General features: G+C 38.0%; 23 protein-coding genes. 13 read left to right on the top strand and 10 right to left on the bottom strand.

Annotation, left to right across the window (positions count from 1 at the left end; genetic code table 11):
• The first annotated feature begins 7 nt into the window (after nucleotides 1–7).
• The 5 genes from AABJ44_RS11770 to AABJ44_RS11790 are packed head-to-tail and all read left to right on the top strand — an operon-like array spanning nucleotide 8 to nucleotide 4480.
• Nucleotides 8–490: a hypothetical protein gene (locus AABJ44_RS11770; RefSeq protein ID WP_338369242.1), complete on the top strand. Its 483-nt coding sequence runs from the start codon at nucleotides 8–10 to the stop codon at nucleotides 488–490.
• Complete coding sequence (locus AABJ44_RS11775) at nucleotides 477–2198, top strand: ABC transporter ATP-binding protein (protein ID WP_338369243.1); 1722 nt, start codon at nucleotides 477–479, stop codon at nucleotides 2196–2198. The genes AABJ44_RS11770 and AABJ44_RS11775 overlap by 14 nt, the downstream gene beginning before the upstream one ends.
• Complete coding sequence (locus AABJ44_RS11780) at nucleotides 2195–2827, top strand: C39 family peptidase (RefSeq protein ID WP_338369244.1); 633 nt, start codon at nucleotides 2195–2197, stop codon at nucleotides 2825–2827. The genes AABJ44_RS11775 and AABJ44_RS11780 overlap by 4 nt, the downstream gene beginning before the upstream one ends.
• Nucleotides 2811–3659 (top strand): hypothetical protein, encoded by an 849-nt coding sequence (locus AABJ44_RS11785; protein WP_338369245.1) that lies wholly within the window; start codon nucleotides 2811–2813, stop codon nucleotides 3657–3659. The genes AABJ44_RS11780 and AABJ44_RS11785 overlap by 17 nt, the downstream gene beginning before the upstream one ends.
• Nucleotides 3656–4480 (top strand): CPBP family intramembrane glutamic endopeptidase, encoded by an 825-nt coding sequence (locus AABJ44_RS11790; protein WP_338369246.1) that lies wholly within the window; start codon nucleotides 3656–3658, stop codon nucleotides 4478–4480. The genes AABJ44_RS11785 and AABJ44_RS11790 overlap by 4 nt, the downstream gene beginning before the upstream one ends.
• Before the next feature lie 4 nt (nucleotides 4481–4484).
• Here the strand turns inward: AABJ44_RS11790 and AABJ44_RS11795 are convergent, their stop codons facing one another.
• The 5 genes from AABJ44_RS11795 to AABJ44_RS11815 all read right to left on the bottom strand — a co-directional run bounded on the left by AABJ44_RS11795 (nucleotide 4485) and on the right by AABJ44_RS11815 (nucleotide 9005).
• Complete coding sequence (locus tag AABJ44_RS11795) at nucleotides 4485–5255, bottom strand: hypothetical protein (RefSeq protein WP_338369247.1); 771 nt, start codon at nucleotides 5253–5255, stop codon at nucleotides 4485–4487.
• Between the two features lie 54 nt (nucleotides 5256–5309).
• A complete protein-coding gene (locus tag AABJ44_RS11800; RefSeq protein ID WP_338369248.1) occupies nucleotides 5310–5858 on the bottom strand; it encodes a hypothetical protein in 549 nt (182 codons plus the stop codon).
• 99 nt (nucleotides 5859–5957) lie between these two features.
• On the bottom strand, nucleotides 5958–7262 hold the full coding sequence (locus AABJ44_RS11805) for a PALP domain-containing protein (RefSeq protein ID WP_338369249.1): 1305 nt from the start codon (nucleotides 7260–7262) through the stop codon (nucleotides 5958–5960).
• A gap of 61 nt (nucleotides 7263–7323) precedes the next feature.
• On the bottom strand, nucleotides 7324–7794 hold the full coding sequence (argR, locus tag AABJ44_RS11810) for an arginine repressor (RefSeq protein WP_074642241.1): 471 nt from the start codon (nucleotides 7792–7794) through the stop codon (nucleotides 7324–7326).
• 161 nt (nucleotides 7795–7955) lie between these two features.
• On the bottom strand, nucleotides 7956–9005 hold the full coding sequence (locus tag AABJ44_RS11815; RefSeq protein ID WP_338369250.1) for a hypothetical protein: 1050 nt from the start codon (nucleotides 9003–9005) through the stop codon (nucleotides 7956–7958).
• A gap of 114 nt (nucleotides 9006–9119) precedes the next feature.
• On the opposite strand from AABJ44_RS11815, the gene AABJ44_RS11820 reads away from it, so the two are divergent.
• From AABJ44_RS11820 to AABJ44_RS11830, 3 genes are read left to right on the top strand one after another with little or no spacing between them, the layout of a single operon-like run.
• Nucleotides 9120–9653, top strand: a complete 534-nt coding sequence (locus AABJ44_RS11820; protein ID WP_338369252.1) for a TlpA family protein disulfide reductase — start codon at nucleotides 9120–9122, stop codon at nucleotides 9651–9653.
• 18 nt (nucleotides 9654–9671) lie between these two features.
• Nucleotides 9672–9818: a CD1871A family CXXC motif-containing protein gene (locus AABJ44_RS11825; RefSeq protein ID WP_177177727.1), complete on the top strand. Its 147-nt coding sequence runs from the start codon at nucleotides 9672–9674 to the stop codon at nucleotides 9816–9818.
• Nucleotides 9818–10687: a 4Fe-4S binding protein gene (locus AABJ44_RS11830; protein WP_338369254.1), complete on the top strand. Its 870-nt coding sequence runs from the start codon at nucleotides 9818–9820 to the stop codon at nucleotides 10685–10687. Before AABJ44_RS11825 ends, AABJ44_RS11830 begins: the two co-directional genes overlap by 1 nt.
• 141 nt (nucleotides 10688–10828) lie before the next feature.
• On the opposite strand, the gene AABJ44_RS11835 is transcribed toward AABJ44_RS11830, so the two are convergent.
• Nucleotides 10829–12412, bottom strand: coding sequence for a glucose-6-phosphate isomerase (locus tag AABJ44_RS11835; RefSeq protein ID WP_338369255.1), 1584 nt, complete (start codon nucleotides 12410–12412; stop codon nucleotides 10829–10831).
• Between the two features lie 87 nt (nucleotides 12413–12499).
• On the bottom strand, nucleotides 12500–13399 hold the full coding sequence (locus tag AABJ44_RS11840) for a LysR family transcriptional regulator (RefSeq protein ID WP_338369256.1): 900 nt from the start codon (nucleotides 13397–13399) through the stop codon (nucleotides 12500–12502).
• Nucleotides 13400–13519: 120 nt separating this feature from the next.
• Here AABJ44_RS11840 and metE point away from each other — a divergent pair, with 120 nt between their 5' ends.
• Together metE and metF are read left to right on the top strand one after the other, a co-directional pair.
• Nucleotides 13520–15772 carry a 5-methyltetrahydropteroyltriglutamate--homocysteine S-methyltransferase gene (metE, locus tag AABJ44_RS11845; RefSeq protein ID WP_338369257.1) on the top strand — a complete coding sequence of 751 codons (2253 nt, stop codon included), beginning with the start codon at nucleotides 13520–13522 and terminating at the stop codon, nucleotides 15770–15772.
• 3 nt (nucleotides 15773–15775) lie between these two features.
• The gene (gene metF / locus AABJ44_RS11850; RefSeq protein WP_338369258.1) at nucleotides 15776–16669 is read left to right on the top strand and encodes a methylenetetrahydrofolate reductase [NAD(P)H]; all 894 of its coding nucleotides are present in this window, start codon (nucleotides 15776–15778) and stop codon (nucleotides 16667–16669) included.
• A gap of 3 nt (nucleotides 16670–16672) precedes the next feature.
• Here metF and AABJ44_RS11855 read toward each other — a convergent pair whose 3' ends face one another.
• Nucleotides 16673–17098, bottom strand: a complete 426-nt coding sequence (locus AABJ44_RS11855) for an RrF2 family transcriptional regulator (protein WP_074642223.1) — start codon at nucleotides 17096–17098, stop codon at nucleotides 16673–16675.
• The gene (locus AABJ44_RS11860; RefSeq protein ID WP_338369260.1) at nucleotides 17091–18275 is read right to left on the bottom strand and encodes a MalY/PatB family protein; all 1185 of its coding nucleotides are present in this window, start codon (nucleotides 18273–18275) and stop codon (nucleotides 17091–17093) included. The genes AABJ44_RS11855 and AABJ44_RS11860 overlap by 8 nt, the downstream gene beginning before the upstream one ends.
• Nucleotides 18276–18467: 192 nt before the next feature.
• On the opposite strand from AABJ44_RS11860, the gene AABJ44_RS11865 reads away from it, so the two are divergent.
• The 3 genes from AABJ44_RS11865 to AABJ44_RS11875 are packed head-to-tail and all read left to right on the top strand — an operon-like array spanning nucleotide 18468 to nucleotide 22285.
• Nucleotides 18468–19805 carry a nitrogenase component 1 gene (locus tag AABJ44_RS11865; RefSeq protein WP_338369262.1) on the top strand — a complete coding sequence of 446 codons (1338 nt, stop codon included), beginning with the start codon at nucleotides 18468–18470 and terminating at the stop codon, nucleotides 19803–19805.
• 16 nt (nucleotides 19806–19821) lie between these two features.
• Complete coding sequence (locus AABJ44_RS11870; protein ID WP_338369264.1) at nucleotides 19822–21294, top strand: nitrogenase component 1; 1473 nt, start codon at nucleotides 19822–19824, stop codon at nucleotides 21292–21294.
• A gap of 10 nt (nucleotides 21295–21304) precedes the next feature.
• Nucleotides 21305–22285 (top strand): PLP-dependent cysteine synthase family protein, encoded by a 981-nt coding sequence (locus tag AABJ44_RS11875; protein ID WP_338369266.1) that lies wholly within the window; start codon nucleotides 21305–21307, stop codon nucleotides 22283–22285.
• Here the strand turns inward: AABJ44_RS11875 and AABJ44_RS11880 are convergent.
• A complete protein-coding gene (locus tag AABJ44_RS11880) occupies nucleotides 22271–24727 on the bottom strand; it encodes a glycoside hydrolase family 2 TIM barrel-domain containing protein (protein ID WP_338369267.1) in 2457 nt (818 codons plus the stop codon). The genes AABJ44_RS11875 and AABJ44_RS11880 overlap by 15 nt on opposite strands.
• Nucleotides 24728–24853 lie beyond the last annotated feature (126 nt).

Below are 24853 nucleotides of genomic sequence, written 5' to 3' on the forward strand. Positions count from 1 at the left end.
AGGAACTATGCGCTTAAAAAAAATTATTGGATTTTTAAACAAAAGAAAAGATGGAATCTATGAAAATGCAGGCTTTATAGGAGGCACCGTTACCGGCATTCTCATAGGCCTTTTTGAAATTTTTATTCTTCTGGCTTATAGTGACACCTTAAAATCTACGCTTGAAACTCAGATATCTATGTATTCAGGTATGTCTGTTAATATAGATTTACTTTATATTGCAACTATAATCCTTACACCTCTTTTAGTTATCATCATACATATGTTACTCGGTGTGCTGTTTGGAATGACAATTTCAAAAAAGCTTAAAGACAAAAAGATTCTGATTCTTTTTGTATCTGTAATCATAGGAATCTTATTTGGATTTATAACAAGCAGTCCAATCTCAAGAATAATTACAATCATAATTATTACTGCAACCTGGATAATCTTTGGCATAATACAAGTTTTACTTCTCTCTAGATTTGAGCATAAAAATGAAGAACAATAATTTATCTTTTAACAATTACCTGCGACTATATTTTACCTGTGTTAAAGAATACATTCCGTTTATTATTATTGGTCTGTTTTTATCTATTGTAAGTCAGTTTTGTGCCCTGCTTATACCATTAATCTCCAGATACATTCTTGATGATATAATAGTAAATTCTTTTTACAGTTATCTTCTGCCCGCTTTTCTCATAGGCATCGGAGTAAGTCTGATTTTAGTTGCATCATCTTTTTTTGCAAACTACTTTTTATATATCGCAAATGGACAGGGCGGTATAAAATTAAAGAGTCAGTTTTTTGCAAAAATGCAGCTGATAAAAATCGGAGATATAAATAAATACGGAAATGGAGCATTAACACACAGAACTATTTTTGATCTGGATAACATTATAGGGTACTGGACACAAATGGTTGCAACCATTCCCCTGATATTTACTTTTATTGCCGGCACTATAATCATGATAAAAATAAATATCAAGATGACTATTTATATTTTTATAGTTTCGCTGGTTCAGTTAATAGTTATAGTTCTTTTCAGTAAATCAATAATCAAAACTTCCTATCAGATTAAACAAAAAAGTGAAATGGTAACTTCAAATATTATGAAGTTTTTTGAAAAGATTGAATTAGTACGTACTCACGGAACTGAAAAAACGGAAAGAGAAATATTCAGAAATAATTTGTTTTCTCAGTTTAAAACCTCAAAGAAATATTTCTTACTTGGAAAAGGATATAATAATACAACCTCTTTACTTTCATATCTCTGGGTATTAATTGTTCTTTTTACCGGTGGAATATTTGTAAAAAATGGAGTTTTATCCATTGGTTCCTTGCTGGCATTTATCATGCTTATGAATGTTTTAAATGGCCCTATTTTCAAGGTATCAGAACTGATAATAACCTATCAGGATATGAAAGCTGCAATACACCGCGTCAATGAACTGAACAATCTTGATCCATATATTACAATAAACGATAACGCAAAAACAAATATAGAAAATATCTTCCCTATTGAAATAAAGAACCTTTCTTTTGGGTACTCGGCAGATCATAACATCATCAATAATATAAATCTTACAATAAACAATAATGAATTGATAACACTTGTTGGAAAAAGCGGTTCTGGAAAGACAACTTTCTGTAAGCTTCTAGCACGTTTTTATGATATCAATGAAGGTGAGATTTTATTTAATTCAAACATAATCTCCAATATAGAGCTGGAAGAACTAAGAAAAAATGTACACCTGAGTTTACAGAATATCTTTGTTTTCAATGATACATTATGGAACAACCTGACCTATGGATTATCGGAACAACCGGATGAGTCTAAGGTTTTTGATGCGATGAAAGCTGCCGGAATAGATTTCTTTAATAAGCTTGATTCAGGCTTTGATACAATCATCGGGCAAAATGGAACGAATCTTTCTTTAGGAGAATGTCAGAGAATTGCCATAGCGAGAAGCATTCTGATAAAACCTAAACTGCTTGTTTTTGATGAGCCAACCTCTTCTGTAGATCCAGAGACAGAAAGAGTTCTGCATAAGGCTTTTTTAGAAATGAAAAAGAACTGCACAATCTTAATTATTACTCATAGAAAATCTACACTTAGTATTGCCGACAGAGTTTTATATTTTAAGGATGGCAGTATTACTGAAGAAAGCAAAACTTCCAGAAAAATTCTATCATTTTTTAAGGATGAAAAAAAATGAAAAGATTTCTGATTTTCTGTCTTCTTATAATATTATTCGAGCCTGTTTTTTCATTAGACAGAAAATCTTATTTACAATTAAGTTTTGAAAATTCAGAAAGACAGATATCTGAGTTCTCATGTGGATTTGCAGCAGTTACAACTGTTCTCAAAACCTTCTTTGAAATAAATATTTCTCAAGAAAAGCTTATGGAAGAATACGGAAATGATTTACTCAAAGAACACAGAGGCATCAGTTTTCTGGATATGAAAAAAATCTCAGAATTATATAATCTGACAGCAATTGGCTTTTCAGTAAATTTTTCTGCATTTGAAGAATTTGTAACATATTCAAAAGTCCCAGTTATTGTCCACGAAATGAAAGATAAAAAAGATATTAACTCCGGACATTTTATAATTGTTCTTGGAGAAAAAGAAAATTATTTTTATATACTGGATCCCACATATGGAGAACAGTATGTTTCAAAAAGCAGTTTAAAAAAGACAATGACTGGAAATATTCTTCTTATTTTACCGCCAGACTCATCACCTGATAAGGATACTCTTGTCAGTTATTCTCATAAAAAAATGCAGGAAATACTGAATAATAACAAAATGGAGAAAATGAATTTTTATGAAAGCTATTATTAAAAAAATTATTATCCTATGTTTCTTTACTTCAATTACAAGCTTAATCTGGGCCGAAGCTGATGATTCAATCTTTGAATCAAACTTTAACGGCAGCTCATATATGCTGTCAAACACAACATCATTTATTGATAATAATCAAACTGGCCTGCACAATATTTCATTCGAAAATAATACGAATTTCAGTTTTTGTATTAAAGGCAAACATACACTCTCAATAAACATTCCTTTCCTTTTTTTATATAACTGCCAGTATACAGCAGATGAAGAAAACAATGTTTTATTCCTGAATATAGAAAGTATAAATTTATCGTATAATTATTTATTTAAATTCGAATCGTTCTCATTAAAAACAATAACAACTATATCATTTCCGACAAATTATAATCTTATACAAAAACGGTTATCCGGCACTACAGAAAATGTAATAATAAATACACTCGAAGAAAATAATAATGACCAGTTAAAAAAAGCAAATAATACAAAGCTTGGATTAGGCTTATCATTTATTCTTAAAAAAGATCCTTTCATGCTTTTTCTAACCCCTTCCGTAACTTTCCCACTTTATAATTTTGATGTTACAAACATCGGGTTAGAAACAAGCGGATACTTTCTTATAAATTCCTCAATTGACTTCATTGGAAAAAATGTATTGCAAATTTCTTTCTTGAATACCATCCCGAAATGGCAGACTACAGATGTAATATCTGCAGGAATTGTATATAATCTAAATACCAGTTCAAAGATTGAAGGACTTGTTTCAGCCTGTTTTATTACTTCCAGAGTTTTACCAGGCTTTTCACTCAGCTATAAATACACCGGTAAAGTTTTATGACAATAAACAAGAGATTATCATTCTTTCTTCTAACACAGCTTATTCTTATTGGTATATTCGAAATTATCTCTCATCTCCTGAAAATCCCCATTAATTTCTTTTCCGTGTTATATATGTTTTTCCCATTTTTAGGAGTGATAATTACAAAACTTCATTATGGCATTCCTTTTGATTATTCTGTCGTAAAAATTAAACTTTCAAGATATTATTTATATGCAATTCTGATTCCTTTTATCATCACTTTTCTATCAATTTGTTTTGCATTGATTTTCTTTAAAGACACAAAACTTTCCTTATCTTTTTCAGGACTTTCAAAATTGGGGCTGTCAGGAAGTTCAACCCCTTACACTCTTTCACAACTCGGCTTATTATTTCTAAAAAGCATAATATTAGGCTCAACAATAAATGCATTCTTTGCATTAGGAGAAGAAACTGGCTGGAGAAGTTTTTTAGTCACAGAACTGCAACCATCAATGAATAAATATAAGATGATAATAACCATTGGTTTTATATGGGGACTCTGGCATATACCATTGATTCTGGCAGGAAGCAACTACCCTAACTATCCGATTACAGGCAGTTTTTTAATGATTATATTCTGCATACTGACAAATCCAATATATATATTTCTTTTAAGATCCAAATCCATAATTCCAGGGGCAATTTTTCATGGAATGATAAATGCCCTTTCATCAATATCAATTGGAATGATTGAAGGGCAGAATGTTCTTACAGTCGGAAATTTAGGTATTTCAGGGCTAACAGGTATACTTTTATTTGATTTAGTTCTCTATTTTGCAAGCAGAGAAAAAAGGAAATAAATTATTAACCTTTTACTTTGCCTTCATCATATACAATTTCAAATTCTTCATATCGATTTAAAAAACCATGTTTATCACCAACTTCAAGAATTGTATAAACACATTTTAATCGGTTTTTTAAAGCACCGACACCCAGATAAACTTCAGGGGCAATTGCATCATATTTTATATGCTGCTGTATTCTTGTCAGAATCTTTGCATCACGAGCATCAAGCCCTTCATACTCAGCCAGATTCAATCGTTTATCATTTTTTTGATTTTCCAGATTGTTAATGTAAAAGATAACGAATATATAAGTGATTATCATTACAAGGCTGGTAGCCATTCTAAAAACAAGTTCTACAAGAAATTTCCTAACTCCAAATCTCAGGGAAATCAGAGACAGCAAGAAATATACTAAAACAATTAATGATATTTGTAATTTCGTATTTTTAGATTTTATACCTCTGGCATACAAAGAAGTAATACAAATAAAAAACATCCCTGTAGACATAGGATTCATATACTCAAAACAACATAGAAAACTATATAAAAAGGAAGTAAGAGTAATTAAACCGATTTTCACAGGAAAGAAGGCAAGTAATATACAGAGGAATACACAGACAGTGTTTATGAAAAAAGCAAAATTATCATATACATGGTTTAATCCATAAATACTGTTATCAATTTTTGTAATTCTAAAAACGTTTGATGTAATAAGAATTATTGCTGCAATAACAGCAGAAATACGAATTCCCCTTTTAAATCTTTCTGAATAAATGCTATATTTTTCCATAAACTGTGTCCATATTAAAGTTTCCTCCTCCGAATTTAATCAAATTAACAGATATTACCAGATTTGAGCTCTGATATCTGAATAAAATAAATCATCCAAAGCTGGACACTCTATTTTTGAAAGCTTATTCAAAAGATCATTCTTGATCAATTTATAATTCCAGTTTCCACTTACAAGAGGATTATAAATGCCATTCTTTTCATCCTTTTGAGAAGAATGCTTATAACCTTCTAGCATCTTAAGAGCAAGAAGATTCATTCCATGATTAATGATTGCTTTATTACCGCCTTTGAAATTTGAAATTGCATCAAGTCTGTTAAAAATATTGCTATCATCAGATGGCACATGTGCACAATACTTCTGGAAACCTTTTAATTCTGCAAGATACAAACAAATATGTGCGATAGCAGTTCTTTCAGCATCTTCACAATTTGCAGCAAAAGGAATTGTTGCAATAATACGAGCTGTAGTGCTATTAGAGAGCTGATTTTTTTCTAAATCTGTAAGTCTGAAAACAACTGCCGATTCTTCAACAATATAATTCCATTCAGCAAGATTCCACTGTTCATTATTTTCTGCGTAAGCTAAATTTAAATTGTTCACTTTTAATACTCCTATAGTATTTTTTTTAAATTATATCATTCTTTTTTTTTAAATAAAGGTCATAAAAAGTCATAACAGAAAAAATCAGTTCTAAAAAGTCTACAAACTCTCCACAATCTTCCTTAACTCGTCAACAGAAGAAATTATTGGCCGTCCCAGCTGAACAGGGCGCTGTGCTTCCTTAATATTTTCCGGCATTTCCGGTGCTTCACCAATTACATGACGGCAGTAATCAGAAGAAAGAGACGGATGATTATATGCAGTCAGAATAAAGGCACCGTCCTCATCAAAAACCTCGGCACAATTTTCTTTAGCAGCTGCATACGCAGAAGCAGTATCCTTATCTGCAAAAACGCCGTACTTCATATAAAGCTCTTTTGCAGCCGCATCACGCTGTTCATCAGAAATATCAACAGGGAAAATAAAGTTTCGCATCATCATCTCGTTCTTTCCAAAGAAAGATTCAAGACGTTCAAGGTTTGCAGGAATTGCAGGGTTTGCTTCCCCGCGGGCCTTCAAATCAACAAGAGAATCCAGAACAACAGGACTTCCAGAAGCACTACGAGCCAGCGCAGAAGTACTAGGAACATAAAAACCGTTTACAGGCAATGCAAAACGCCAGCTGTAAAGACCGGCAATAAGACTACCGTAATTACCTGCTCCCATAGCATAATAGAATTCACCATTAAATTTATTCTTCACCTGAGCAAAAGAATATGGGAAAAAGAAAATCTGACCAAGCAGACGGCACACATTAGTTGTATTAGCAACAGTAAGACCATACTGCTGAACAAAATTTCGGTCAGTAAAAACTTTAGAGATTGCAGCCTTGATTTCTGCTTCAGTTCCTTCCATTTCTACCGGGTAAATATTTCCACCGTTCCAGGCAAGGCTTTCTTCATCAAGACCACGGACAGTACCCTTTTTATAAACCAGAACAGCCTTAATATTCTTTTTTCCCTTGAGGATTTTAGACATCAGAGCACCAAGACCGCCATGTGTAAAATCAACAAAAACAGCCTTGCCACCCTTCAACTGCAAAGTAGTTTCAAGATAAGAACAGAGATATGAAACACCATAATCACGGTGACAACCAGTAAAGCCATGATACATCTCTGTCATAAAAAGGCTTCCGTCCAGCTGACGAACAACCGGCTCAACAGGGAATGCGGCAGTAGCAATAGTTTCACAAATAATAGGAGAAAATTCTTCGTGCATTAAAGCCGAAGTCAAAGAACCTGCGATAGAAGAAAAAGGTGTTGTTTCATCAATGTAATAAATCCAGCGACGCATGTCCTCAATTGAACTAGGGACAAAAACACCACCGTCTTCTGGAATACAATCTCTCACAGCCTGTGAAAAACTCACAGACAAATCATTATTTCGTGTACTTGTAAATAACATAGAGTAAGTTTAACTTAAAAAAGCAAATGACTCAACTAGAAATGCATTTCCGTGAGATACGTTAGTCTTCAATACCTGGTATATGTTTCTTGAGTTTTTCCATAAACTGTTCACCAGTTACGCCCTCTCGAAGACAGGCAAACATACAGTTATCACCGGCAACAGTTCCAAGAACCTCATCCATATTCAGATTATCAATCGCATTGCAGACAGTGTTCGCATGCCCCGGGAAAGTTTTAATAACAACAGTATTTCCCGAAAAATCAATACTTACATAGCCGCGTAAAAAATCCTGAACGTAAATAGCTTCACTCTCACCATTCTCGTCCTCACCTGGCAAAGCATACTTATAACCGTTCTGTCCATCAGGTACCTTTCCAACCTTCAAAAGCTTAAGATCGCGGCTAAGAGTTGCCTGTGTTACGTCGTAACCTTCCTTCAATAGCAGCGCAAGCAAATCATCCTGACTTTCAATAGTATTATTCTTTATAAGTGTTTTAATCGCCTTAAGGCGTGACTGTCTTTCCTTCATAATGTATAAATATACACTTTTTATGCATTTTTTACAAGAATATATGAGGGGCGGAGCCCCGCCCCCGCGGCCGCACTTCGTTGCGTCCTCCCCGCTCTTATTGGAAATCCGTTAAAAAATAGCGGCAGAGGCAGGCTATGCCTGCCGACCTTTCAACGCTTTTAATTATTCAAACAAACTTTTATTCCAACATCAACTTCATGATGAATTACAAGTCCATTATTAAATCTGGTTTTAAGATTAGAAGCCTTATGTTCAAAGGCTAAATCACTATTACAATAAGCAGAATGTTCAAATCCGGCAGTATAACCTGCAAAAATATTAAAATACTTTACAGGAGTAACTCCAGCAGCTACGCGGCCAGAAATATAACCTGCGCTTCTGAATCTATTATCTGAATCCAGGAAAAAGACATTGTTATAGAGGGCTTCCACTCCGACATTAAATATTCCGAAAGACAGTCTTGTACCAACTCCTGTAAAATTTTCAAAGTTGTAAAAGAATTCTTTTTTGAACATATTTCCATTACGGAAAGGATTATCTGTCATAAATCCAACTACAGTATAGAAATATTCCTTACCGCTGGTAAATGTATATCTTATATTGTCATTACTTGTATAAGATGTACCAATTTCAATAATACCGTTTTTAGAAATATTGATTAATCCAAGCTGGAAATTACATTCACCAGAACAGATATTTATCAAACCAATCTGAGCACCTTTTAAATTTCCCTTCTTAATGTTTAAAATACTGGCTGCCTGTACACCATTTGAATCTTCGCCACCAGCATAATTCATTATTCCAGCTCCCTGAAAGCCAGAAAAAGAACCTGCATTTACATTAAGTATTCCTGCAAGCTGAGAACCATCAAAGTCTCCACCATTCACATTGAAAATACCAGCACCCTGAACTCCATCAAACTCACTTGTATTCCAATTTAAAATTCCAGATAACTGAACGCCATTAACCTCATGGGTAACGTTATATAAGCTTGAAGCCTGCAAAGCATTAACCTGATATACGGTAGAACCAAGCATACCGACAGCAAATGGAGTTACTACATCTTTTTGAGAAAACAAATAAAATTCATTACTTACAAAAGAAAAAACAAATGGTGCATTAATCTTTTCTCTTTGATTTTCATTTGCAAAAAGAGAGCAGGAAACAACAGAAAGAACAACTAAAAAGATTTTTTTGATTTTATTCATATTTTTACCTCGTTGAAATAATAAACACCTAAGATACTGGTTTATGTTACATAAAACAATAAAAAAATTAGCCGATTGCATAAAAAACTATTATATTATATTCAGGAGCAACCTATGAAAAGATTACTTTCCGTTTTAATTTTACTCGGAGCCGCTGCTGTTTTATTTGGGCAGACAAAAAATAAGGCGAATTCAAAACCATTAACCTTCTCTTCTGTAGATTTAGAAGGCAATAAGATTTCAAGTGACTTATATTCAGACAACAAACTCACAATGATAAACATCTGGGGAACATTCTGTGGCCCTTGTATCCGCGAAATGCCGGACCTTGCAAAACTCAGCGAAGAAAATAAAAGCAAAGGCGTTGAAATCATCGGAATTCCCATTGATATTGTCGACGACTGGGGAAAAGTTGATCCACGATTAAAGTCAGATGCCCTTATGATTATTCAAAAGACTGGTGTTAAATACAGAAATATCGTTCCAACAATCGATATGTTCCAGACCATGTTACGAGGAATTCAGGCTGTACCTACTACAATCTTCGTAGACAAAAACGGAAATCAGATTGGAAATGCCTATCTTGGTTCCCGAAGTCAGAAAGACTGGCAGAAAATCATAGATAAACTTTTGGAAAGTCAGAAATAGGTTTATAATAAAATCCGTATGACCGGAAAGAAAAGACTTATCATCTCAATTTCAGTTCTCTGTTTTGGACTTCTTCTGATTGCAGCAGGAATCTACCGCGGAGAAGCAGCAACTGTCTTTCAAAAAGCAACAAAACTTTGTCTTGAATGCATAGGAATAGGCTGATGAAAAAGCGAAACTCAGCCGAACTCCGCCGGGAACCAAACAAAATCAGGCTTCTCATACAGCTGACATTCACCGCCATCTCCAATGGCTATATAAAAGGCTTTGCTAAGGGACAGATTTTTACTGGAGCAACAAAATATCTGTGCGTTCCCGGAATGAACTGTTATTCGTGCCCGGGTGCACTCGGATCCTGCCCGATTGGAGCTCTGCAGGCAACACTGAACGCCCGGCAGTATAAAATGTCACTGTATGTTCTTGGTTTAATGACGGTTTTCGGAACTTTACTCGGTCGTTTTGTCTGTGGCTTTATCTGCCCCTTTGGTTTGATTCAGGATCTGCTTTTTAAGATTCCTTTTGTAAAAAAAATCCGCCGCCTGCCCGGAGAAAAAGGCCTTCGCTGGCTGCGTTTTGTTTTTCTTGGCATTTTTGTGATTTTACTTCCGCTTTTTGTGATTGATATTACAGGCCTTGGAGAGCCCTGGTTCTGTAAATGGATCTGCCCCGTGGGAACTCTAGAAGGCGGAATCCCACTCGTTCTTTTGAATAACGCAATGCGAGGGGCCGCAGGCTTTCTTTTCCGCTGGAAACTTGTGATTCTTGCAGTTACTTTACTGAGTTCTATTATTATTTACCGGCCGTTCTGCCGCTATGTCTGCCCGCTTGGCGCAGTATACGGGCTGTTCAACAAAATCTCTCTATATCGCATAAAAATCGATTCCCAAAAATGTACAGGCTGCACTGCCTGCCAGAAAACCTGCAAACTAGACATCCCCGTCTGGAAAAATCCCGACAGCATGGACTGCATCCGCTGCGGAGAATGCAAAACAGCCTGCCCGCATGGTGCAATTTCGACTACAGTTTTAAAATAAAAAAGACACAGAGAAAAGTCTCTGTGTCCTCTTATGCTCTGTGAGAAATGTTATCTCACACTATTTAATCAAAAGTCCAGCATACGAGTTCGTCAAGGCACGCTTCGCTAAAAGCCTTGACAAACTCGTTTAGCAGCCTTGTTATTTGATTAAAAGGCTGCTATAAGCCTTGAGAGCTCCTTCCATGTTTCCGGAAAGAACAGTCTTAGCCAATTTCTTACCGAGCTGTACACCTTCCTGGTCGAAAGAGTTTACATTCCATACAAATCCCTGGAACATAACTTTGTTCTCGTAGTGAGCGAGCAAAGCACCAAGTGATTTTGGATTAAGCTGTGCACCGTAAATCAAGCTTGAAGGACGTCCACCGGCAAATGCCTTGTTTGGATTCTCATCAGTTTTACCGCAGGCAAATGCAACAATCTGAGCTGTTACGTTAGCGCAGAGTTTAACCTGGCTTGTTGAATCTTCAATTACAACATCTTCACCAGTCTGGTTTTCGCGGAATGCGATGAACTGGAGAGGAATGATGTCTGTTCCCTGATGGAGCAGCTGGTAGAATGAGTGCTGACCGTTTGTTCCCGGTTCACCAAAAATTACAGGACCAGTTACGTATCCAAGTGGCTTACCGTCGCGGTTTACGCTCTTTCCGTTTGATTCCATATCAAGCTGCTGAAGGTGTGCAGGGAAGCGGCTGAGTGCCTGGCTGTAAGGAAGAATTGCAGTTGCAGGATATTCCTGAACGTTTCTCTCGTAAACACCAATCAAAGCATCCATAAGAGCAGCGTTCTTTGTAATATCTTTGTTCAAAGAAAGTTTATCTTCTTCTGCAGCACCATCAAGGAATTCCTGGAATACCTTTGGTCCGAAAGCGAGGCTCAAAACAGCTCCACCAACACCAGAAGTTGAAGAGTAGCGGCCACCAATATAATCATCCATATAGAAAGCAGCCATATAGTCTGGATTGTGAGCGAGAGGGCTTGTTTCGCTAGTTACAGCGATCATATGCTTGCTTGCATCACAACCAGCCTTTTTAATGAAGTCTTTTACGAAAGATTCGTTTGTAAGAGTTTCAAGAGTTGTTCCTGATTTAGAAACAAGAATGAAAATTGTCTTAGAAATGTCGAGTGACTTTACAACACTTGCAGCATCATCAGGGTCTACGTTAGAGATGAAGTGTGCTTCCATTTTGAATGTGTTGTTTTTCTTTGCCCAGTTTTCGAGAGCAAGGTACATAGCGCGTGGACCAAGGTCAGAACCACCAATACCAATCTGACAAACTGTTGTATATTTTTCACCTTTTTCGTTTACAAGTTTTCCTGAATGAACATCGTTAGCAAAATCAGCAATGCGTTTTACTTCGTTGATGTAGAATTCACGTTTGTTTACACCATCAGCCATAACATCTTTACCAAGCTGACCGCGTGTAAGCTGATGAAGAACCATGCGCTTCTCTCCAGTGTTGATTACAGCACCATCAAGAAGCTCCTGATATTTTTCTACAAGCTGCTGCTCTTCTGCGAGCTCAGCAAGAGTTTTAAGAATCTGCTCGTTTACCTGTTTAGCAGCGAAGTTGTATGTCAGCGCTCCGCCCATAGGAATAGAATATTTTGCGATTCTATCTGCAGCACCTGAACCAGAAAGTTCATCTGCTATAGAAACCATACCTTTAAGAGACTGCAACTTCTTCCATGAAGAAAGTGTGTCTGCATTTGACCATGTAGCCATAGATTTACCTCAGATAATCAAATAATTGCCGTAAATTAACTGTCGGCACAGTCTATTATAATAAATTATAAAACCTAATACAATTATTTAAGGAATATAAGTCTTTATTGCCTCTAAATAAGAGAGCGCATATTGAGAAAGAACTACATTTTTATGAGTCACAACCCCAACTTTCATATAATCATCCAGCTCAAGGGGCCTTGAAATAATACTGCTTCCATTCAATTTGCTATCAATAACACCAGAACAGACTGTATATCCATTCAAACCGATTAAAAGATTAAAAAGTGTTGCACGATCCGTTACTTTAATATTCAACTTATGATCAATTGCAGGGAGCGGCTCTTCGCCAAAGTAAAAGGAATTATATTCACCCTGTTCATAAGTCAGATACGGATAGGCTTCCAGATCCTCAAGACAGACAGTTTTCTTTTTTGCCAGCGGATTATTTTTTGAAATAAAAACATGAGGTTCTGCAGTAAACAGTTCTTTAAATACCAGATCATTTTTTTTCAGAAGTTTTAAAATTATTTCCGTATTTTTTTTATTAAGATAAAGAATACCGATTTCACTGTTTAATTTTGCAACATCATCAATAATCTGACTCGTCTGACTTTCACGTAATGTATAATCATATTCAGAGCCGCCATACTTTTTGATGACATCAACAAAAGCATTTACTGCAAAAGAATAATGCTGGCACGTTACACTGAATCTTTTCTGCTTCGTTTTATTTCCAAGATATTTTTCTTCCAGAAGTGAAGTCTGTTCAAGAACCTGTCGGGCATAACCTAAAAACTCCCTTCCCTCATTTGTAACAACAACACCTTTATTAGTTCTTGAAAAAATAGAAATTCCTATTTCCTTTTCCAGTTCATGAATTGCAACTGTAAGACTCGGCTGTGAAATATAAACTTTCTGGCTTGCCGCCGTAACATTTCCGTATTCAGCAACGGCAACTGCATATTTTAACTGCTGTATTGTCATATAAAGCATTATAACACTCACCATAGTTTTTATCTATGACAAACACACAAAATTAAGTATTAGATATAATGATAGATACCTAGTATATTTATAGGCAGTAATCAAAGTGGAGGTACAATTTTGAAAACATCAGTTATAGGATTTCCAAGAGTTGGTGCAAACCGTGAACTTAAATTTGCATCAGAAAAGTATTTCGCAGGTAAAATTACTGCTGAAGAATTACAGGCCACTGCCAGAGAATTACGTAAGAATGCCTGGCTTTTGCAGAAAAATACAGGAATTGATTTTATCAGTTCAAATGATTTTTCTTTCTACGATAACATGCTCGACACAAGCTTTATGCTCGGTGTAATTCCACAGCGCTACAAGGCACTTTGCCTCTCAAAGCTTGATACTTTCTTTGCAATGGCACGAGGCTATCAGTCAGACAAGGGAGACGTAACTGCCCTTCCAATGAAAAAATGGTTCAATACAAACTATCATTATATTGTTCCAGAATTTGATGATTCAGTAGATATTCAGCTTGATGATACAAAGGCACAGGAAGAATACAACGAAGCTAAGGCTCATGGAGTTCAGACAAAGGTTGATGTAATCGGCCCATACACATTCTTAAAGCTCAGCCACTTTACAGGCAGCAAACAGCTTAAAGATTTTTCTGCAAAGACTGCAGAGGCTTATAAACAGCTTTTAGCAAATGCAAAAAGCTGGGGTGCAAAATGGATTCAGATTGATGAACCAGCTTTAGTTCTTGATATGACAGATGAAGACAAAGCTCTCTTCTCAGATTTATATAAAATCATTCTTGAAAATAAGCAGATTAAAGTTTTGCTTCAGACATATTTTGGAGATGTCCGCGATTATTATAAGGAACTTCTTTCATTTGATTTTGATGGAATCGGTCTTGATTTTGTTGAAGGAAAAGAAACTCTTAATCTTCTTAAAACCGGCACAAAAGAAAACTGTACATTATTCGCAGGTGTACTCTGCGGAAAAAACATCTGGAAAAACAACTATGCAAAAACCTCTGCCCTTCTTGAAACAATTCAGTCAAACTGGAAAGGCGAAGTTGCAATTTCAACTTCCTGCTCACTTCTTCATGTTCCATACACAGTAAAGAACGAACAGAAGCTTGATCAGAATATCTTAAAATACTTTGCATTTGCAGAAGAAAAACTTACAGAACTTTCTGATTTAGCTGCAAACAACCAGAAGGCTTTCGCAGAAAATAAAGCACTTTTCGAAACAGAACGTGTTGCTAAAAATTCTGACATCGCTTCAAAGATTGCAAATCTAAAAAAAGAAGATTTTGTACGCCAGCCTGCCTTTGCAGAACGTGAAGCAATTCAGAAAAAAGAATTCCAGCTTCCTTTATTCCCTACAACAACAATCGGATCTTTCCCACAGACTCAGGATGTTCGTGCAAACCGCTCTGGCTTTAAGAAAGGAACTGTTTCAAAAGAAGATTACGTAAAGTTCAATCAGAAAAAAATTGCTGAATGTATTGCCCTTCAGGAAGAGATTGGTCTTGATGTTTTAGTTCACGGTGAGTTTGAACGCAACGACATGGTTGAATACTTTGGAGAAAACCTCGACGGTTACATCTTTACACAGAATGCCTGGGTACAGTCTTATGGAACACGTTGTGTTAAACCGCCTGTAGTCTGGGGTGATGTAAGCCGAAGAAATCCAATCACAGTTGAATGGTCAAAGTTCGCTCAGAGCTGTGCAGACAAAAATTCAAAGAAGCCTGTAAAAGGAATGCTCACAGGCCCTGTAACAATTTTGAACTGGTCTTTCCCACGTGAAGATATCAGCCTCAAAGAAAGTGCATATCAGATTGCCCTTGCAATCCGCGAAGAAGTTTTAGACCTCGAAAAAGCAGGTATCAGAATCATTCAGATTGATGAAGCAGCCCTCAAGGAAAAACTCCCACTCAGAAAAGAAGACTGGCATTCAGAATATCTTGACTGGACAATTCCTGCCTTTAATCTCGTTCACTCTGGTTGTAAACCACAGACACAGATTCACACTCACATGTGTTATTCAGAGTTCATTCCTATCATTAAAAATATTGATGATATGGATGCAGATGTTATCACCTTTGAAGCAAGCCGTTCTAACCTTGAGATTCTGAAAGCTCTTAAGGACAATAATTTCCGTACTGAAGTTGGCCCTGGAGTTTATGACATTCACTCACCTCGCGTTCCTTCAGTCGAAGAAATTGTAAATGCCGTAGAAAAAATGAAGACTTATATTCCTCAAAGCAAACTCTGGATTAACCCTGACTGTGGATTAAAAACCCGCGGTGAAACAGAAACAGTTGCAAGTCTTAAAAATCTTGTTGCAGCAGCAAAACAGGTAAGGAACTAATTTATGATAGATAACAGCATTTTCGACAATAAAACAGTTTTTTCATTCGAGGTGTTTCCTCCAAAACGCAGTTCTTCAATAGAAACTATTTATAGTACATTAGATGAACTTTCTGATCTTTCTCCGGATTTCATAAGTGTTACTTACGGAGCCGGTGGAAGTGAAAACTGCTCAAACACTCTGGAAATTGCCAAACGAATTAAAAAGTCCTGTAATGTCGAAAGTGTGGTTCATCTTCCCTGCCTTCATCTTTCAAAAGCAGAAGCAGCCACTATGCTCCAGCAATTCAGCGAGAATGGTATAGAAAACATATTAGTACTCCGTGGAGACAGAATTGAAGGCAGAGCACCTGCAGGAGATTTTCTTCATGCCTCTGATTTGAGCAGTTTTATAAAAGTAACTACGGGCAATAGCTTTCATCTTTCTGCAGCCTGCTATCCAGAAAATCATCCTGAATCAGAAAGTATTTTTTCTGATCTTAATAATCTGAAATTAAAAGTGGACAGCGGCTGCAATCATCTTATTTCACAATTGTTTTTTGATAATCATATCTTCTATAGATTTATTGAAAACTGTCGTCTTGCAGGAATAGATGCTCCTGTTGAAGCTGGAATCATGCCAGTTATAAACCGTGCACAAATTGAAAGAATGGTCAGCCGCTGCGGCGTAGTACTTCCGGAAAAGTTTAAAGTTATGCTCGATAAATATGGTGATAATGACGAAGCAATTATGGATGCAGGAATAGCCTATGCCGTAAATCAGATTATTGATTTAGTCAGTCATGGAGTTGATGGAATCCATCTTTACACAATGAATAAACCTGTTGTTGCAAGAAAGATTTATGAAGCAGTAAAGAATATTATTTCGATTCCAAAAACTCCAGCACTTGCTTCCTGAGTCTTAAATGTAATACATTTCGCCAAAGTCAGCCTTATTTTTTTCAACCAGCGTGTTGAGTGTCACAGAGTCAACATAATCGTTGATTACATGCTCAAAATCTTTCCAGTAATCGTCATTTCCAACATTGCTGATTACATTACTATGCGACTCACCTACCGGTGACAGATCACCTTCCAGTGCACGAAGAATCTCTCCGGTTGTATAATCTTCAGTTTTCTTTACAAGTCTGTAACCGCCATTGCTTCCGCGTACTCCAATCACAAGACCAGCCTTACTCAACTGAATCAGAATCTGCTCCAGATACTTTACAGAAAGATTATGTCTGTGAGACAACAGCTTAAGAGAAATAAATTTACCCTCAGGCTGTTCGGCGAGCTCTGTCATAATCAGCAGAGCATACTGTCCACGAGTTGAAATTTTATACATGTTTAATCTCCTTGAATGCCCCCGCAATACGGTTTAGCGCTTCTTCAAGTACCGGCCGGGGTGTTGCCACATTTATTCTCTGATAACATTCTCCTTCCGGTCCAAACATAGTTCCACGGTCAAGCCAGACTTTTGCTTTGTTTACAATGATGTCATCAATTTCTGAATCAGAAAGCCCCAGCTTTGAAAAATCCAGCCAGAGAAGGAAGGTTCCTTCAGGTTCAATCAGACGCACTGATGGAAGCTTTTCTACAAGAAAGTTTCTCACAAAATCAATATTTTCTTTTAAATGCTTATGCAAATCCAAAAGCCACGGTTTACCATTTTTATATGCTGCAAGTGCTGCTGTAAGCCCCATAAGACTTGGCTCATCATACCCAGTTTTGTCCTTTTCAATTCTGAACTTATTGCGCAATACTGGATTCTTTATAAAGTTTGTAGAAAACTGAAGTCCTGCAAGATTAAATGTCTTACTTACAGACATTGAAACAATTGAGTTTTCTGCAGCTTCTGGAGAAAGGGTTGAAAACACAATATGCTTATTCGGTCCATATACAAAATCATTATGAATCTCATCTGAAAACACTATTACATTATTTCGCAGACAAATATCCGAAAGCTTCTGCAATTCCTCGCGTGTCCATACACGGCTTACAGGATTATGAGGACTGCACAAAATAAAAAGCTTTACGTTATTTTCTATAATCTTCTTTTCGAAATCTTCAAAATCAATATAGTACTTGCCCTCTTTTTCGTAGAGCGATGAAGTTACCAGCTTTCGGTTATTCAGCTCAATCATATTCTTAAACGGATAGTAAACCGGAGTCTGAATAATTACGCTATCACCTTCCTGAGTAAATGCTTTGATAGCACAGGAAATTCCAAAAACTACACCCGGGGTTGTTACAAGCTCCCGACGTTCAGGTGAAAAATCATGCTCTGTCTGCATCCAGTTTTTTAAAGCAGCAAAAAAATCATCATCCAGGCAGGAATAACCGAATATTCCATGATTTACTTTATTATGAAGTGCCTCAAGAATTGCAGGCGAAGTTGGAAAGTCCATATCTGCAACCCAGAGAGAAAGAACATCTGCAGGCTTGCCGCGAATAACTGCCAGATCAGTTTTTATACAGTTTGTTCCGTGGCGGTCAATCACGGTGTTGAAGTTATAACTCATGTGTACTCCTTTGGTGGCATTACGGGGGGAGTCTTCCCCCTCCTCTCTTAAAAAATACTAAAGATTTTTAATATAACCTATTGACTTAGTAGGTTACATGTAGTATAAAAGCATTAACCTATTAAGTCAATAGGTAATTTCTATAAGTCAGAAAGGATAAGCAAAAAAAGCTTTCCGTATATAGGAGCGATTATGGCAAAAATACTGGATCAGCCGCGGTACAAATGTGCTCTTGCCGCAATGCAGACTGTTCACGCAATTACAGGTGCAATTCCTGTTTTGCACTCTGGACCTGGATGTGCTGCAAAATTAAATGATAACAACGGAACAAGCGGACGTTTCAGCCCGAATATTTTTCCGTGTAGTTCTGTAAGTGAAAAAGAAGTTGTTTTTGGTGGAACCGGAAAACTTCGTTCTACTATTGAAAATGCTCTGAAAGTTATTGATGCCGATTTATTCGTTGTCCTTTCGGGCTGTACCAGTGAAATTATTGGTGATGACATTGAAGAAGTTGCAGGCAATTTTGAAAATGCCGAAAAGCCTGTTCTTTGGGCAAAAACTCCTGGGTTTAAGGGAAATAACTATCTTGGTCACGACTGGATTTTGAAATCAATTTTTGAACAGTATCTGGAACGTGAAGAGGTTGTTACAGCCTACTCTGATGCAGACGGAGAAGTAAAAAAAGAAAAAGGTCTTGTAAATCTTTTTGTGGCTCCTCCTCAGCAGGATCCTTACTGGCTCGGAAACCTTCGCGAAATTGAAAATCTTCTTACTGCAATCGGGCTTAAGCCAAACACAATTTTTGGATTTGGCCGCGGAATCGAAAATCTTAAAAAGATTCCTCAGGCAGAATACACAATTCTTGTTTCGCCTTGGGTTGGTCTTGAAAGTGCAAAGTATCTTGAGCGCCGTTTTGGAATTAAGCTTTTGCAGTACCCGGTTCTTCCTATTGGTGCGACAGAAACTACAAAGTTCCTTCGTACAGTTCAGGAGTTCACAGGTGCAGATAAAGAACTGACTGAAAAAGTTATCACAGAAAAAGAAGCTGAATTCTATTACTATATCGAACGCTTTGCTGACACTCTTCTTGAAACCCGTATTCTTGGAAAGCGCTTTACAGTTGCCAGCGACAGTGAATATGCAATTGCCGTAACAAAGTTCCTTGTAAATGATATGGGTCTCTTCCCTGAAAAGATTTTCATTACTGATGACGCTCCAAAAGTACATCAGCAGAAGATTATTGATGAAGTAAATAATCTGAACTACGGAATTACAACTCAGGTTCAGTTTACAACTGATGGTCATGATATACACGAGCAGATTAAGAATGCTGATTTTGCAGGTACTCCTTTGATTATCGGTTCAAACTGGGAAAAGAAGCTTGCCGCTGAAATTGGCGGTCACTTTGTAAACGTAAGCTACCCAATGCTCGAAAAACTCGTAATAAATGATCACATTGCCGGCTATTCTGGAGGACTTCACCTCCTCGAACAGATATTTACTGCTGCTATGAGTAAGCTGAAGCTGTAGGAAGGAGGACGAAAATATGCCTTATAATTTTAAGAACGCAAATATAGCAATACGCGAGAACCGACTTGGTTCAATTACAGGTTTCGTTGGAGACCTTGAAACTCTGGTAAAAAAATCTGAAGACGGAACACTGCGCAACCGTGAACGCTGCTTCAGCCAGTCGAGTTCATGTCTTTCCGGCTGTGCTTTGAACGCACTTGCCGCAATCCGTAACGTTGCAGTTGTTTACCACGCTCCTGCTGGTTGTACAGCAATGGCAAGTAACGATGCTGTTAAATTTGGACAGATTGCAGCCCGCGTAAATAAAACAACTAATTCAGTTTTTGTATGTACAGACTTGAACGAAAAGGACACTGTATTCGGAGCTACAAACGACCTTCGAAAAATCATTCATCACACTTATAACACTTACAAGCCTGATGCAATCTTTGTTTCTACAAGCTGTGTTTCGGGTGTAACTGGTGAAGATGTTGACGGTGTAGCAAGCGACATTAATGACGAGCTCCCGATTCCGGTAATTCCTGTTCACTGTGAAGGTTTTAAGAGCCGCATCTGGGCCAGCGGTTTTGATATTTCAGACCACGCAGTTCTTCAGGGAATTGTTCAGCCACCAAAACAGAAACGCCGCACAATCAATATCAAGAACTTCTACGAAAGCGCACGCCCTCAGATTACAAAAATTTTTAATGAAGTATTTGATGCTGAGCCACAGTTCCTCTACTGTAATTCAACTATTGAAGAACTCAGCCACCTGAGCGAGGCTCTCGCTACAGTTTGTATCTGCGGTACTCTGGGAACCTATCTTGGTAACGCTCTTGAAGAAACTTACGGCGTTCCATACGTTCGAACTTTGAACCACTCTGGTATCACAGGCTTCGAAACCTGGCTCCGTGCAATTGGTGACACAATTGGTAAGCGTGCAGAAGCTGAGGCTTATATCGAAAAGCAGAGAGCAATTTATCTTCCTCAGATTGAAGAAGTAACAAAGTCTCTCAAGGGACTGAGTGCTGTAATCGGTATGGGTCCTGGCTTTACTTATGAAATTGCCCGCGTTCTTCAGGAATTTGGAATGAATGTTGAATACGCTCTTGCATGGCACTACGACTACAAGTACGACAACGGCGAAGTTCCACCTGCCCTCGAACACCTTTTGAAGACTTCGCCAAAGGATATGAAGGTTGCTGTTGCAGATCAGCAGAACTACGAAGTTTTGAACATTCTCAATCACTATAAACCTGATGTTTACTTCAGCCGTCACCCTGGTACAACTGTCTGGGCAATCAAGCAGGGATATGCTGCAGTCTTTGTTGCAGATGAATACACAGTATTCGGCTACGAAGGAACTTTGAGTTTTGCAAAGCTTATCCGCGATACAGTAACAAACCGCAGTTTTGAAAAGAACCTCGCTGCCCGTATTAAGCTGCCATACACAAAGTGGTGGTACGAGCAGAATGCAGACAAGTTTATAAAGGATGAAGTAAAAAAATAGGAGAGCAACCATGGCAAAAAATATACACGAATCACTGACAGAACTCGTTGGAAATACACCGCTGGTACGACTCCACGGCTATGAAAAAAAACTTGGACTTAAGGCTCACCTTCTTGCAAAGGTCGAATACTTCAACCCGATTGGAAGCATTAAGGACCGCATTGTTCTGCGCATTATTGAAGATGCAGAACGTGAAGGAAAAATCAAACCGGGTGTAACAACTTTGATTGAATATACAAGTGGTAACACTGGAATTGCAGTAAGTGCTATTGGTGCAATGAAGGGCTATGATGTAACAATTTACCTTCAGGATGGAACAAGCCAGGAACGCTTCGACATCATGAGGGCCTTTGGTGCAAATGTAACCCGCATAAGCAATGTACCAGAAATCCAGGATGCGTTGAAAACAACAAACGGAGACTTTGTTGCCGCTACCAATATTTTGAAGCAGCATATCCGCGACCGTCAGGCTGCAGGAGAGGACATCTTTTTTGTAGACCAGATGCTCAATCCAAAAAATCCTCTGGCTCACCACGACACAACAGGCTTGGAAATCTGGGAGCAGACAGAAGGCGACCTTGCGGCAGTTGTAAGTGCTGTTGGAACAGGTGGAACAATCCGCGGAATCAGTGATTATGTGAAGTCAAAAAATCCAGCTGTAAAAGTTGTTGCAGTTGAGCCAGCACTGGATGCAACTGCCCTTACTGGTATTCACAACTTTACAGAAGTTCCACAGGAGCGCGTTCCTGTTACTGTTCGCAATACTACCGGTGTTTATGACGAGGTTCTTATTGCAACTGTAAAGCCTTCTTTCGAGGCAGCCCGAATTGTTGCAAAGTCTGATGGTGTCTTAGTTGGAAATTCAAGCGGTGCAGCTCTTTGGGGAGCAACAGAACTAGCAAAACGTCCAGAGTATGAAGGAAAGAACATTGTTGTTGTCTTCCCTGACACCGGATTACGCTATTTGAGTACAGATTTATTCAAGGAATAAAGTCTTAGGCTCAAAACCTTCTGCATACACGGTGAGCTTTGACTCACCGTCTTTATAGCCCGAACGCAAAACTGCACAGGCCTGGCCCCGGTAAGTTACAGAGGTCTCGTCTGTGTAGTTTTCGTCGGTTATCGGATTTCCGGAACCAAAGCCTGCAAGAGATGCAGGACCTTCTACTTTTGCAGTAAGTTTTATTGCTGCATCTGGCACAGTGCGGCCCTCTGAATCTACAATATCAATCATAACACAGGCAGCGTCGTGGCCATCTGCCTTAAGTGATTTTTTTGCACAGGTCAATTTGATTTCTGCGCCCTGTCCCACGGTAGAAAGACTATCACGGCTAACTTCTTTGCCATCAACATAGCTCACAGCTTCTACCCTACCCGGCTCATAAACAGTTTCAAATTCCGCCATATTCGGCATAGGCGCCTCACAAGAAACTTTCCTTCTGCCGATAGATTTTCCGTTCACAAAAACTTCAACTTCCTGAGCCCGAGAGAAAACTGCAAGCTTTACAGGCTTCCCCTCAAAACCAGGGTAAGTCCATTTTTTCATAAACTGAGGAAAACCCCAGAAGGTCATCATTTCTACCTTGTCGTAAGCAGCAGGATCTCTTGAGTAGAGATATGTTTTTTCAGAACCCCAAACTACACTGCGGTATTCTCCCTGAGGAAGCAGGCGTCCTGTTATATCATAATCTGCATCTTCTGCTGTACGATATGGAAAATGAGAAGTCTGCTGAGGCATGATTTCCCAAGGCTTTTTATTTATAATCGGATCATCTTTATCTGCATAAAAAGATTTGCCAAGACCGGCTTCACCAAGATAGTCCCAGGCAGTCCATGTAAAGTCGCCTATTACATAAGGATGACTTTCGATAAAAGGCCAGCGGTAACCAATCTGATTTGGAAAATTTTCAGAACCAAGAATTACACGCTGAGGAAACATTTCATGATCTTTTTCGTATTGGTCTTCCATGTAATTGTAGCCAACGATATCAAGACCGTTTGTAAATGGCTCAGTTGCTTTTTCCCAGAGATTTTCATAAACACCGATATTTACATTCTGTGCCAGATACTGTCCGCTGGCAAGCTTATCATCAAGGCCGCTCCACATAGAGCAGATTCCATTACTTACAGGTCTTGTTGGGTCCAGCTCTTTAATAGCTCGGGCTAACTGAGTTGCACGGCTATAGCCCTTTGCAAGTCCTCCTCGTTCCGGTATTTCATTTCCTGTAGACCAGATGATTACAGCAGGGCTGCTTCGGTCACGCTTTACAAAAGCAGTTAAATCTTTTTTACAGTTTGCTTCAAAATACTGACTGTAGTCTCCGGCCCTTTTTCCTACCCACCAGGCATCAAAGGCTTCATCAAAAATATACATACCAAGTCTTTCGCAGGCTTCTACAAGAACAGAAGACGGCGGATTGTGAGCTGTTCTGATTGCATTAAAGCCCACTTCCTTAAGCTTACGGATTTTTCTGGCTTCTGCTTCATATAAAGAAACTGCACCCAAAAGACCGTTATCGTGATGCAGACAGCCTCCCTTAAGCTTTACGCTTTTCCCGTTTATCAAAAGGCCTCGCTCTGCATCTGCAGAAATTGTACGTACACCAAAAAGAAGTCCTGCTTCGTCAGCAGGAATATCATCCTTTTCCTCAAGGCAGGTGCGGTACTCCCCCTTACTTTTTACGGTGGCCTTTAGCTTATAAAGATTTGGATTATCACAATCCCATACTTTTGGATTTTTCAGATTTATTGAAAGATATGCTTTTTCGCGGGAATTAGCAGCGACAAAAATCACAGACTTTGATAAGGCTGCAACAGTCTCTTCGCCATCAGGAATCAGTTCCGTGCAAACTTCCACCAGTCTGTTTTCCTGTGTATCATTTACAACTTCAACTTGAGCTTTTACAAAAGCTGTGTCTCCGGAAACTTCGCTTGTATAAGCATAAATGCCATCATCAGCAATATAAAGCAGAGGACTACGGCAAAGCATAACTCCCCGGTAAAGTCCAAGGCCTGTGTACCAGCGGGAATTACTTACCGAGCCGGAGTTTACATTCACGGTAATTCTGTTTTCTTCACCGTATGCAAGATAAGGAGTGATATCAACATAAAAAGGAGCATAACCGTAATTCTGGCCGGCAACCTTGCAGCCATTTATATCAACGGTAGCATTCATCATTACGCCGTCAAACTTGAGTCCCAGCTTCTGTCCCTTCCATTCAGCGGGCACAAAAAGGAACTTTGTGTAATTACAGATTCCGCCATTAAAAAAACCACTGTCACAGGCTGCATAACAATCTTTAGAAACTTCAGTTCCAATCATAGCGTCGTGGGGAAGATTAACCTGAAGGCCTTTGTCATTTTCCAGACTGCCAACAGAATCAAGATAGCCCCATCTGAAGGTCCAGTTTTCATCGAGAGATATTTTTTTCATAAATGCTCCATTTTTAGTTAAACGTTTAACCTTATTGTAATATGATTTTTGACAGATTACAACTAGATTTTGTAGATTGCCACTTCTGCAGCCCGCAATCCATTATGATTATTGACAATTCAGATA

The organism is Treponema bryantii, from assembly GCF_036492245.1.
Lineage (GTDB): Bacteria > Spirochaetota > Spirochaetia > Treponematales > Treponemataceae > Treponema_D > Treponema_D bryantii_C.